7 protein-coding genes are annotated in these 12,579 nt (G+C 68.4%); 5 read left to right on the top strand and 2 right to left on the bottom strand.

What is annotated here, in order from left to right; genetic code table 11:
• The first annotated feature begins 139 nt into the window (after nt 1–139).
• The 3 genes from G6034_RS02840 to G6034_RS02830 are packed head-to-tail and all read left to right on the top strand — an operon-like array spanning nt 140 to nt 4,252.
• Entirely contained in the window at nt 140–1,279 is a 1,140-nt protein-coding gene (locus tag G6034_RS02840) for a GntR family transcriptional regulator (protein ID WP_343037909.1), read from the top strand.
• Nucleotides 1,280–1,286: 7 nt separating this feature from the next.
• Nucleotides 1,287–2,300, top strand: coding sequence for a Gfo/Idh/MocA family protein (locus tag G6034_RS02835; RefSeq protein WP_176633574.1), 1,014 nt, complete (start codon nt 1,287–1,289; stop codon nt 2,298–2,300).
• Nucleotides 2,297–4,252, top strand: coding sequence for a DUF2264 domain-containing protein (locus tag G6034_RS02830; RefSeq protein ID WP_176633573.1), 1,956 nt, complete (start codon nt 2,297–2,299; stop codon nt 4,250–4,252). Before G6034_RS02835 ends, G6034_RS02830 begins: the two co-directional genes overlap by 4 nt.
• On the opposite strand, the gene G6034_RS02825 is transcribed toward G6034_RS02830, so the two are convergent.
• Nucleotides 4,249–6,624 carry a polysaccharide lyase 8 family protein gene (locus G6034_RS02825; RefSeq protein WP_176633572.1) on the bottom strand — a complete coding sequence of 792 codons (2,376 nt, stop codon included), beginning with the start codon at nt 6,622–6,624 and terminating at the stop codon, nt 4,249–4,251. The two genes, G6034_RS02830 and G6034_RS02825, sit on opposite strands and share 4 nt — an antisense overlap.
• A 229-nt stretch (nt 6,625–6,853) precedes the next feature.
• On the opposite strand from G6034_RS02825, the gene G6034_RS02820 reads away from it, so the two are divergent.
• A complete protein-coding gene (locus G6034_RS02820; RefSeq protein ID WP_176633571.1) occupies nt 6,854–10,033 on the top strand; it encodes a chondroitinase family polysaccharide lyase in 3,180 nt (1,059 codons plus the stop codon).
• Between the two features lie 70 nt (nt 10,034–10,103).
• Here the strand turns inward: G6034_RS02820 and G6034_RS02815 are convergent, their stop codons facing one another.
• Nucleotides 10,104–11,558, bottom strand: coding sequence for a sulfatase family protein (locus G6034_RS02815; protein ID WP_176633570.1), 1,455 nt, complete (start codon nt 11,556–11,558; stop codon nt 10,104–10,106).
• Nucleotides 11,559–11,717: 159 nt separating this feature from the next.
• On the opposite strand from G6034_RS02815, the gene G6034_RS02810 reads away from it, so the two are divergent.
• A complete protein-coding gene (locus G6034_RS02810) occupies nt 11,718–12,578 on the top strand; it encodes a sugar phosphate isomerase/epimerase family protein (protein WP_176633569.1) in 861 nt (286 codons plus the stop codon).
• Nucleotide 12,579 lies beyond the last annotated feature (1 nt).

Here is a 12,579-nt window from a genome sequence, read left to right as displayed (position 1 = left end):
CCAATGGAAGGAAGGGGGTGTGAATCCGGCTGGTTCTGAGGCCTGCTGCGGGATTGCGGGAATAATGTTTCCTAATTCAACCTTTATTCCTATCCTTAGTCCTTGGCAGACTGGCCGGGATGCACCGTGAAAGGAAGCAGTGAGCCCCAACCCAGCGCCGCGAAAGATCAGGGACGCCAACGCCCGGGACCTGAAGTTCCGCTCACTTGCCGCTGACATCCGTCGGGGCATCATGGCGGGAACCTGGGCGGCGGGGGCGAAACTGCCCACCGAAGCCCAGCTTGCCGCCGAGACCGGACTGTCCCTGACGACTGTCCGGCGCGCCTTTGACGACCTGGTCCAGGAGGGCATGGTGGTGCGCCGGCAGGGCGCCGGCAGCTTTGTGACTGACCGCCAGCCGCCGCGGCGGCGATCGCGCCTGACGGTGGGCGTGCTGCTTCCTGACACGCAGCTGTACTATCCCCGCGTCCTGCAGGGAATTGAGGAGACACTCTCCGCCCAGGACGTCAGCCTGCAGCTGGCCACCTACAACTACGTGCCGGAACGGGAGGATTCAAGCATTGAATTTCTCGTTGAATCCGGAGTTGACGGGTTGATCCTGGTGCCCACCCTGACCGGAATCACCGATCCCCGGCAGCGGGTCACGGACCTGATGGCGCTGAACGTCCCGGTGGTGTTGCTCGAACGCAGCCTGATGGACCTCGGCCCGGGCGACCGGACGGAGCACGTGTGCTCGGATCACCAGGGCGGTGCCTACGACGCCGTGTTCCACCTTGCCGGCCTGGGCCACCCGCGCGTGGCCCTGCTCACCCGCGGAAGGACCCCCACGGAGCCGGCCATCGTCGCCGGCTATGAGCGGGCCTCCGCCGACCTCGGATTCGAGCCGCTGATGTTCCGCGTTCTGAAGCCGGACTGGGAAAATGGCGCCACTGACCAACTACTGGCCGAGCTGGTCCGGGCCGGGGTGGACGCGGCCCTGGTCTTTGGCGACAGGGAGGCCACGCTGCTCGAGGCCGCGGCGCGCCGCGCGGGCCTGCGGATCCCGGAGGACCTGGCCTTGGTCTCCTATGACGACGAGATGGCCGACCTGGCGGAAGTGCCCTTGACGGCCGTGGCTCCGGCCAAGCACCGCATGGGCAAAATGGCTGCCGAAGTCCTGCTCCGGCGGCTCGCCGAGGGCGATGACTGCCCCATCCACCAGGTACGGCTGCGGCCGCGCCTGGTGGTCAGGGAATCTTGCGGTGCCACAAGACAAGCTGCACACAATGAAGAGGAATGAGTGAAACATGAGGTTGGGAATCATTGGTGCAGGGGCTGTGGCCGTGTTGCATGCCGAAGGCGCCGCTGCCCTTGACGGAGTCAAACTGACAGCGGTCTGCGACCTTCAGGCGGACGTTGCTGCCAAGGTTGCACACCCGTGGGGCGCTGCCGTCTACACGGACTACCTGCGGATGCTCGACGACGGCGTCGTCGACGCCGTCGTCATCAACACCCCTCACAGCCTGCACAAGGAAATGGTGATCGCGGCGGCATCCCACGGCGTCCATGCGCTGGTGGAGAAGCCCATGGCCACCACCCTGGCGGACTGCGTCGCCATGGAGGAAGCCTGTGCCCGGGCCAACGTGGTCATGGTGGTCGGGCTGATCCAGCATTTCATGGCCGAGAAGCTGGCCCTGCAGGAAGCGGTGGAGTCCGGGCGGCTGGGGAAGGTGCTTTTGGTGCATGACTACCGCAGCACCGACTACCGGCCCGGCTCGCGCGCCGGCTGGTTCTTTGACCGGGCCATTTCCGGCGGCGGCGCATTCATCAACATCGGTGCCCATTGCCTGGACCGGTCGATGTGGATTGGCGGTGCCCCGGCAGTGCGGGTCACCGCTGCGACACTGAACCGGTTTGGGGCGCCCGTTGAGACGGACGGCAGCATGGAGGTGCTGCTGGCCAACGGCGTCCAGGTCCGCATTACGATCGTCTCCGACGCTCCGAGGCGGGTGGATGAAATGCTGGTGGTTTGCGAGAACGGCACCGTGACCGTTGATCCCCGCAGCGGCACCTTCGTGGAGATCGACGGCAGCCTCACCCAGGTCCATTCCTCCACCGGCGCCGACATCCAAAATGCCTTTACCGCCCAGTTGAAGGACTTCGCCGCCGCCGTGGACGGCGCAGCGCCGGCCGTCGCCGGCGCGCACGCCAAGCACGTGGTGGAAGTGGTCCTGGCCGCCTATGCGGCGGCCGAATCCGGGGAGCCCGTGCAATTGGGCGGCTCCGTGGCGCCCGGCGTTGCGCTGCAGGGCGCCCGGTGACCTGGCAGGGAATTGCGGCAGACCCCGAAAACGCCCCCCTCACGGGGTGGACCCGGGCCCACTGGGAGGCGGCCGCTGATGAGCAGATCGCCGCGGCATGGCGGTACTCCTCTCCCGGCGGGGCCCAGGTCCGGTTCCCTGCCGGACACGGGTTCCCTGCCGGACACGGGCAGGATGCTGAGGAACTCCTCGAAGGCTTTGCCCGCACGTTCCTGCTCGCTGCCTTGCGCCTGGCCGGGGCCGCCGGCGACCCCGAACAGGTGCCCACCGGATTGGTGGACTGGTATGCCCGGGCGCTCGATGCCGGAACGGACCCCGCATCGGGTGAACGCTGGCCGCGGCTGAGCGACCACAGCCAGGCCACGGTCGAGGCCACCGGCGTGGCGCTCAGCCTCCACCTGACCCGTCCCTGGATCTGGGACCGCCTGCCCCAACGCGTCCGGGACAACACCGCGGCCTGGCTTTCCGGATCCGCGCACTCCTACGGGGCGGACAACAACCATGTGCTCTTTGCCGCCACCATCCAGGCCTTTTTGGCCTCCGCCGGCCATGCACACGACGGCGCCGGCATTGAAGGGGCGCTCGCCAGGATCGAGGACTGGTACGTGGGGGACGGCTGGTACTCCGACGGGGAAGGGCGGCGCTTCGACCACTACAACGCCTGGACTTTCCACCTCTACCCGTTCTTCATCCTGGACATGCTGGCCGAACCGGAGGCCACCGGCCGCCGGGAGGTGTACCGGAACCGGCTGGCACAATTTGTCCGCGGCTACTGCCACCTCTTCGGCGCGGACGGGGCCCCGCTGATCCAGGGCCGGTCCCTGATCTACCGGTGGGGGGTGGCCGCACCGTTCTGGATGGCGCAGCGTGAAGGGGTCACCGCCGTCTCGCCCGGGCTGGCACGGCGGCTGGCTTCGGGGACCTTGAAGTACTTCCTGACCGGTGGCGCGGCCCCTGGCGGCGTCCCCACCCTGGGCTGGCACGGCGCTGATTCCTCCATCCTCCAGTCCTATAACGCCCCGGGGTCCCCGCAATGGGCGGCGAAGGGCTTTTTGGGCCTTCTGCTGCCCGCCGGCCACGCGGCCTGGACGGATGTCGAGGAACCGCTTCCGGTGGAGGAAGCCGACTTCACCCTCGCACTCGCGGGGCCTGCCTGGCTGGCTGTGGGGTGCCGGCGCACCGGGACCGTCCGGGTGCTCAACGCCGGCACCGACGGCCATCCGCAAAAGGACGAGCCCCTTTACCGCCGCCTTGCCTTCTCCACCGCCACCGCGCCCTGGTTTGACGCCGGCTGCCGGGACAACGACGTGTACCTTGCCGGAGCAGCGGGCCCCAGCCGGCATCGCGGGCTGCGCGGCGGCAGCGTCCGCCCGGCGGGAGGCTCGAGCACCTTTTCCCTGGACGCGGCAGGCCGGGATGTTGCCGTCCAGACTTCCTTTGCCGTCATTGACGGGATGGAGGTGCGTGCCGCGCGGCTCACCGGCGTGGTGGGGCTGAGCCCGGCAGTGTCCGGCTACCCCTGCAGTGCCCCCGCACCCTTGGACGTGTCCGTGACCGGGACGACGGCGGAGGTTGCCTGCCGCGGACAGGGAGCGGACGGCGGCCCGGTCCGGGGCGCGGCACTGATGCTGCTGGACAGCGACGTCGAACCCGCGGGCGGCCAGGTGGCCGGCGGAGGCGCAACGATCCTGGGGCCGCACAGCGCCTTGCCAGTCCTGGGGTGGGACCCGCTGCCAGTGAACACGCTCCAGATCCTCTGGCTGTCCGGCCTGGACGAACCCGTCGAGTCCCTTCGGGCCGTCGCCGAAACCCTCGAGTGGGCCTGGACGGCCGATGGCGTGGAAGTCCGTCATGGCGGACAAACGACGGTGATGCCGTGGCAGCGGAAGACGCCGTGGGTCGCGGATGCAATCAACCAAGGCGTCTTCCGCTGGGGCGCTGCCAGGACCTAGCCGTGCAGCGTGACCTCCACCGTCCGGCCCAACAGGCCGGCGGTGGGGATGGTGACGATCACACCGCCCTGCCGGTCCACCGACAGCGTGGCACCGACGGTGGAGTTGATGCGGCGGTAGCGGACATCCCGGATGGTGACGGTGACTGATGCGGCAGTCTGTGTCGGGTCCGAAACCGCCAGCACCCCCTGCCCCGGGCTGCCGTGGAACAACACGCAGGCGGGCCCGTCCGCCGTCAGGTTTCCCACCGTGCCGGGGGCCCAAAACAAGGCCGCCGTCGTTTTTTTGTCCAGTTCCAGGCCTTGGCCGGCCTTGTCATTGCGCAGGACCTTCGGGGCGGATTTGCCGGCTGCCTTGGCCGTGTCCCCGGCCGAGGCGCCAGGCAGCAGCGCGTAGGCGTAGGCGGCCCCGGAGGGGGCCGCCCCGTGCTCAAAAAGCAGGGTGGCGTACTGTCGACTGACGATGTCCGGGGTTCCTCCGGTGTTGATGTCACGCCATGCGCCCGTGCGCTGCTCGCGCAGCACAGTCAGGTCCCCCTCGCCGAGCAGAAGGTAGCCCCCCGTCCCTTCCAAGTGCGCCCACCGGGGGCGGCTGTAGCGCACCTGGGTTCCGGCAGCGGCGGTGTGCGGGCGGCCGTCCACGGTGATGGCCTGTCCGCCGGCGGCCCCCAGATTGCGGTGCTCGACGATACTCTCCACGGCTGCCCCGCTGGCGGTGGTGATGTCGGCGCCCAGCGCCACCACCATGTCCGTGGTGTGGAACCAGGCCTTCCGGGCCTGCAGGCCCGTACCGCCGGGGCCGATCAAATGCATTCCCACGGCGCCGATGCCGTCCAGGGTGACGCCGCCGGTCCACTCATTGTGCGGGGTCGCCGCGCCCCACTCGCCCTCCACCTTCGGCGGCAGCGGCGTGGTGTCCACGGTGATGCCCGGCAACCGGCTGAGATTGGCGGTGGGCCAGAAATCGTCGTCGAAATGTCCCTGGTCGCCGGCGTAGAGATACGTCATGCCGGAACCTGTCTGGGCGCCACGGTTGTTTTCACCGTTGCCGCATTCGTACCAGGTCGTCCGACGGCTGGACAGGCCCAGGGCGGCAGCCCAGCCTTTACCCCGGAAAACGGAGCGGTCCATGCCGGGGAAGAACTTGTGTCCTGGTGTTTCAGCCGCGGCACGCGGGGCGGACGTGGCAAGTTCCTTCAGCAGGGCCGTGCGCGGGATTGAGGCTCCGACCAGCGGGTTGCTGTACTTGTTCCGTGCCACCCAGCCCTTGCACAACGACCGCCAGCGGTCACAGGTGGCGGCATCCACACCGCGCGCCAGCCACAGGACGGCCTCGATGGTGATGGCGCCGTCGTCAAAGCCGCGCTCCTGGGTCCGGGAGATGGCCCGGCCGCGGACGGAGTCCATCATCAGCCCGTCGTGCATGAACGGGGCAAAGGAGTCCTCCACCGTATTGAACAGGATGGTCCGGCTGGGGTCGCTGACGGCGTGGTCGGAACCGCCCAGCAGCGAGAACAGCTTGGCCAGCCCGCCCAGGAGCACCACGCCGTAGGTTCCCGTGTAGGGGATGGTGGTGTGCTGGACAAAGGAGCCGTCGGCGTAGAAGCCGTTGCCCGAGGTGACGTACTGCCACACCGGGCTCAGCGCCGAGATGGCCGCTGCCAGCCTGGCAGTGTCGCCACCGACAATGGAGCGCATAATGATGGCCTGGCAGATGTCGACCCTGTTGGCCCCTTCGGAGAGGATTTTCCCCCGTGAATCCGGGAACTGCTTGGTGGGGTCGGGGATGAAGTGGTCGATCGCGGCGCAGTACCTGGCGATCAGGTCGGGGCTGACGTTGCCGCCGAGGACGGCCAGGGTGTCCGCCAGGGCCTTGGGGGTGCCGATTTCCCACGACCACCAGTTCCCGTGCTCGGCCTGTCCGTCGTTGTAAATGTAGGTGTTGCCGTCCTCCAGTGCGCCGAGAATTTGGGCCAGCAGGGCCGCACTGCCTTCATATTGGGAACCGGGGGTGGCCCAGGCCGTTGCCATTTGTGCGAGCCGCTTGTAGCTGGTGACCATTTGTGCCTCGGATGAGAACGGGGCATCCGTGAAGACGCCCATTTTTCCGGGGCGGGGGGCCAACAGTGACACGGACTTGGCGACGGCCCGGTCCTGGGACGCGATGGCTGCCTTGAAGTCGGGGTCGGCGGGGTCGATGAGCAGGCGGCCGGTGATCTGGTCGACCCAGCGTTCCCGGAGGGCCTGCAGATCAGCGGGCGTGGCGGCTTCGGCGGCTTGGGCCATGGGGGCGAAACCGCCGGTGAGCAGGCCGGCAAATGTCAGCGCGGCGGTGCCTTGGAGGATGTGTCGTCGGGATACTTCGTGCGTCATTGCAGACTTCCTTTGCATTTGGCGCAGGCCGGGCCCGTGTGACCTGGTCCGCTGCTGTCTTCAGCAGTCAAGGCCACCTGCAGGGGAGGAATAAAGGACAAATCGGTTTGCGTCGGCAGGGCGGAGGTGAAAAGGCAATGAGTGGCGTGATGGTGAATTGGTGCTTGATTCATCCTTTGCCCCGGATATGTACTGTGGATCACATTCGTTCAACTGAAGGAAGATCCACATGCCTCGCCCATCAACGGAAATCAGCCGTCGCGGTCTGCTCACAGTGGCCGCGGCAGGCGCGGTCACGGCCACCGTCGTCCAGGCATCCCCTGCGTTCGCCGAGACCCCCTCCCCGCCCTTGCCTGTCGCGACACCGGCACCCGCAGCCACGACCCCGGCGACGATGGCCGCACTGGAAGCCAATGCGCTGGCCCTCAAACCGCCGGTGTTCCTGCTGGAGACAGCCGTGCCGTCCCAGTTCAGCACCTCCGACGGTTCGCCGATGGCCATCGTCAGTGGCGTCCATCATGCCGGCAGTGCCAGCCTGCGGTGGGACTACAGGCCACGGTCAGTGCTCCAGGTGACGGCGCCGCTGCTCCTGGCGCCCCCGGCCGGCGGCAATGGCGCGGACATTGGCGCGGAGGTGAATACCTTGGCGTTCTGGGTGTACCAGGCCAAGGCGTCCCCCGGAAAGCTCCGCATCGAGGCCGGACGTGGCTCGACCACGGACCTGTGGTGTGAGATGAACCTGAACTTCACCGGCTGGCGGACGGCGTGGATCCGCTACCAGGACATGAACGGCAAGCCCCGGGCGGGCATGGACACGCTCCGTTTTGTGGCCCCTTCCGTCGCGGGCGCCTGGCACCTGGACTACCTCATTGTCAACCAGCCGCTGCGATCGAACTTCCCCACGCCGGACCGGCAGGTGCCGTTCGTGGACCCGGAAGTCCACACTGGCGCGAACCAGCATTGGCTGGACCTCCTGTGGCTTTCAAAACAGGACGCAAAACACCTGCCGACGCCGGCCCCGACCGCCGCCGAGCTGTCCGACCTGGCAACCGTGGCGTCTTCCTACACCGCTGCCGTGGTCCAGAAGGTCACTGTGTCCGCGGCGTCGGTCGCGGCGATGGCCGCCGCCGTGGACGCCCTCGGGGTGCCCGCTGCGGGCAGCAGTGGAGGCGGGGGCAGCGCAATCCTGGGCCATCAGGACGCGATCTGGCCGGATGCGATTGCCAGCGACTACGCGCGGCTGTCCCCGGAGACGCCGCTGCCTGCCTACACGAACCAGATGCTGGCCACTGCCTCCGCGTACGCCTCGACGACCGACCCGACATTGCAGGGCACGTTGGGCGAACTGTATGTGCGGATGCTCCAGCACCTGTGGGACCAGGGCTGGACCGATGGCAGCTGCCAGGGCACCATCCACCACCTGGGCTATCAGGCGTCGCCGTTCTATTCCTCGGTCTGGCTGATGCGCGAGCTGCTTGCGTCGCGCGGGCTGCTGGACGAGGCGAAGGCGGCCCTGGCCTGGCTGGTGGGCATGGGCCGGACCCGGCTGGACACGAGTGATGTCAACCTGTTCTACAACGGTGTCTTCGACATCCTCAACACCACGGTGGCCGGCATGCTGGCCAGCGCACTCCTTTCGGACAGCGACGCCGAGAAGGTGGCGCGGGTGAAGCTGGTGCAGCAGTGGCTCAACAACGCCATCGCCTGCTCTCCCGGCACTCAGGGCGGGTTCAAGCCCGACCTCGCCACCTTCCACCACATGGGGCACTACCCTGCCTACGCCCGGGACGGCTTCGCGGGCGGTTCCCCGGCGCTGGCGGTGCTGGCAGGCACCGGCTTTGCCATTTCGCAGGCGGCGCACGAGCGGTGGAACCAGGCCCTGCTGGCGATGCGTTTCTACGCCAACCAGAGCAACTGGCCGCTGAGCCTGGCCAACCGGCACCCCACCGGGACGGACTCGCTGAAGATCGCCCCGTACCAGACCATGACCAGCGCCGGCAGCCCCGACGGCAAGTTCGCGCTGGACCCGGTGATGGGCGCGGCGTTCCTGCGGCTGCTGCCGGCCAAGCCGAATTCGGCGCAGAAGTCGCTGGCAACCGCGCTGGCCGCGGCCGGCGTCACCGCCGAGCCCGACCCCACTGGCTGCCAGGTGATGAACCACGCCGCCTTGGTCTCGCACCGGCGGGAGAACTGGCTGGTCTCCGTGCGCGGGCACAACCGCTACCTCTGGTCGACCGAGGTCTATCCGGGGAACAACGAGTACGGTCGGTACATCACCTACGGCCAGGTGCAGGTGATGAGCGGGGGAACCCCGGTCAGCAATGCCGGCTCCGGCTTTGTCCAGCCGGGCTGGGACTGGAACAGGTTCCCGGGCACGACGGCGATCCAGCTGCCGTTTGAGAAGCTGATCACCAACATTTCCCCGACGGGTGAGGAGATGCTGCTGACCGACCAGCGGCTGGGCGGTGGCGGCACGATCGGGGGCCGGAACGGTGCGTTCCTGATGAGCCTGCATGAGAATGCTGAGTATGACGGATCGTTTTATGCCCGCAAGTCCGTGTTCATGTTCGATGACCGGGTGGTGTTCTTGGGCAGCGGAATCGTAAACAACGACCGCACGCACCGCACGCAGACCACGCTGTTTCAGTGCAGCCTGGCCGATACGTCCGTGCCGACGCAGGATTCGCGTGTCGGCGCGATCGCCCAGCTGCCCTACAGCAGTGCCGAAAAGGTCCATGCTCCCGTGTGGCTGGTGGACCCGCAGAACGTGGGCTACTTCGTCCCGGGCGGGCAGCAGCTTCAGGTGACCCGGGCGGTGCAGACGGCACCGGACCAGGGCGCCTCCACCACGGGCACACTGCCCTACGCGATCGCTGTGCTGGACCACGGAAGCCGGCCGCGCAATGCGGGCTACGAGTACGCGATGGTGGTCGGTTCCACGGCGGATTCGATGACCGCGTTCACCACAGCCATGGGCAGGAAGTCCACGGCTCCGTACACGGTGCTCCAGCACGACGACACCGCCCACGTGGTGCATGACCTGGCAACGGGGATCACCGCCCACGCGGTGTTCGAGGCCTCCAAGCGGATCAACGGCGGAATCGTGACGGCCGTGGACACCCCTTCAGTCGTGCTCGTCCAGCCCGTGGGCGCCGAGCTGGCCGTGTCGGTGACCGATCCGGACCTGCGCTTCTACAACGGAAAGGACAAGTCCTCCCCGCTGCAGTCGCCGTTCGGGGTGCCGTGGAAGGCCTCGCCCAGCCAGGGCAGCCGAATCACGCTGGAACTGGCGGGACGTTGGAAGAGCGGTGTGCGGGCAGTCACCGCAAGCTGCGGACGCAGCACCACCAGGATCACGGTGAACTGCGCCAACGGCCTGCCGACCGAGCTGCGCCTGACGAAGGCGTAACCGTCCAAATAAAGGGAAGTGGCCGGCCAAAATAAAGGGAAGTGGCCGGCCAATGGTCACGCGGGCGGCCTCAGGCCCCGTCCCAGTTCGGCCCCGTGAAGGCCCCGAACGGGTCTGCCCTCCCCGCGGGCGGGCGGAGGGGGCTGTGCTGGCCCGCCCCCGCAACCGGCAGCGCCGCACCATCAAATTCCGGCTCGCCGTGCCGGGCGAACCAGCCGGCCAGGCGTGAACGCAAGTCGACAAGTGCGGGGTGGGTGCCGCCGTCGTCCATCAGGTTGTGCCGTTCCCCGGGATCCGCGGCCAGGTCGTACAGTTCGTGGGGGCCGTGCGGGTGGCGGTGGACGTACTTCCAGCGGTGCGTGCGGATCATGCGCACGGGGCCGTATTCGTCGTAGACCACCACGGCGTCCTCCGCCCGGGCGGACGGGGCGCCGGAGCCGGCGCCGGGAGCCAGCAGGGCGGCGAAGGAGGCGCCGGGACCATGCTCAAAGGGAGTGGGATCCAGCCCTGCCAGCTCCAGGACGGTGGCGGCGACGTCGTAGGCCGAGAGCAATTCGGTGCGCACTGTGCCCGCGGCGATGCGCCCGGGCCAGTGGAAGATGGCCGGGACCTTCACGGAGGAGTCGTACATGTTTTGCGGGAAGGTGCCGTTGCCCTTGCCCCAGACACCGTGGTGGCCGCAGTTGAAGCCGTTGTCGCTGCTGAAGATGACCAGGGTGTCCTCGGCGATGCCCAGGCGGCCCAGGTGTCCCATGATCCCGCCAATGGCGGCGTCCATGGCGCTGACGGCGGCGAAGTAGCCCACCAGGGCGGCCCGGACGTCCGGTTCCCCGCCGATGGCCACCCCGCCCACGGTGGGCTGCCACGGGTGGGGCTCCTCCTGCGGACAGCTGGCAAACTCGCAGTCCGTGTAGAGGTCCTCAAATTCCTTGGGGTGCTGGCCCTTCCAGGGCTTGTGGGGTGCCGTGTAGTTCACGGCCAGGAAGAACGGCTCCTCGCGGGCGGCCTCGCGGTCCAGGAAGGCGTGCGCATCCGCGGTGATGGCGTCGGTCAGGTATTCAGTGACCTCCTCGCGCTCGCCGTTGCGGTACATGGTGGAGCGCAGGTACGGGCTGCCGCCGCCCTCAAGGCCGAACCAGTGCACAAAGCCCCGCCGAGCGGCGTCGTTGGCCCCCAGGTGCCACTTGCCGGCCAGGCCCAGCCGGTAGCCGTTGTCCGCCAGGGCATCCGTGAAGAGGGGCTGCCCGGCCAGGTAGTCGGGGGCTCCGGGACCGACCTCCACCCCGGTCAGGTAGTCGTGGACGCCGTGGCGGGAGGGTATCTGGCCGGTCATGAGGCTGGCGCGGGCCGGCGAGCAGACGGGGGAGGCGCAAAAGAAGTTTTCCAGCCGCGTGCCTTCGGCGGCGAGGGCGTCCAGGTGGGGTGTGCGGATCTCCCCATTGCCGGCGCAGCCCAGAGCCCAGGGACCTTGGTCGTCGCTGAGGATGAAGACGATGTTGGGCCGGTTCGTCGAGCGGGTGACCATGGCTGCTCCTTCTGGATGAGACGGACCCCATAATTACCACCTTTTCACGGAAGGAATAAAGACGTATTAAGCCCGCGCAAACTCTCCGTGGAAAGCGGTTTCCATGGATGCGTTGGCCGGGTACGCTGGGACAAAGGCACATGTGACGAAAGGACTGCCATGCCGTTGGCGTTTTCCACGCTTGGCTGCCCGGGCGCCTCCCTGGCGCAGGTTGTGGCACTCGCACGGGTTTCGGGGGCCACCGGCCTGGAGCTGCGCGCCGCCGACGGCGAAATTGTCCACCCGGGCATGCCGCCGGGCGGGCGACGGGCGGTGGCGGCGGCGCTGTCCGCCGCCGGGCTGGCCGTCCTTGCCCTGGCCAGCTACGTCCGGGTGTGCGCCCCGGGCGAGGATGGGCGGGAGGGAACGGTCGACGCCGAGCTTGCCTCCGCCGTCGACCTCGCCGCCGATTTGGGCGCAGCGAATGTGCGCGTGTTTCCCGGGGCCGGACTTCAGCCCGCGCTGGAAGGCCCCGTGCCGGCGGACATGGCGGCGGCCGACGCCCGCGGCGCGCGCCGTCTCAATGCGGCGGCCGGCCTGGCCCGGGAACGCGGCGTCACGCTCGCGCTGGAGACCCATGATTCACATCCGCGCGCCGCGGACCTGGCCCGCATCCTGGCTGGCGTGGACCCGGGGGCTCCGGTCAAGGTGATCTGGGACCTGATGCACCCGTGGCGGCACGGGGAGGCGCCGGAGCGCACGGCCGGGCTGCTGGCGGACTGGCTGGCCTACGCCCAGTACAAGGACGGCGAGCGGATTCCCGGCACCAGCGATGCCACGCCGGCCTTGCCGGGGAAGGGGTCCCTTCCGCTGCGGCGGATGCAGCGCCTGGCGTCCGGGATTGCCGCCGCCCACGGCGACCTGGATCCCTGGATGTCGCTGGAATGGGAGAAGGCCTGGCACCCGGAACTGCCGCCCTTGGCCGCCGCCCTTGACGCACTGAAGACCGCACTTGACCAATGCCCCGCCCGCACCCAATGAA

Source organism: Arthrobacter wenxiniae, from assembly GCF_013376105.1.
Lineage (GTDB): Bacteria > Actinomycetota > Actinomycetes > Actinomycetales > Micrococcaceae > Specibacter > Specibacter wenxiniae.
This window is presented reverse-complemented; position numbering and strand designations above follow the sequence as displayed.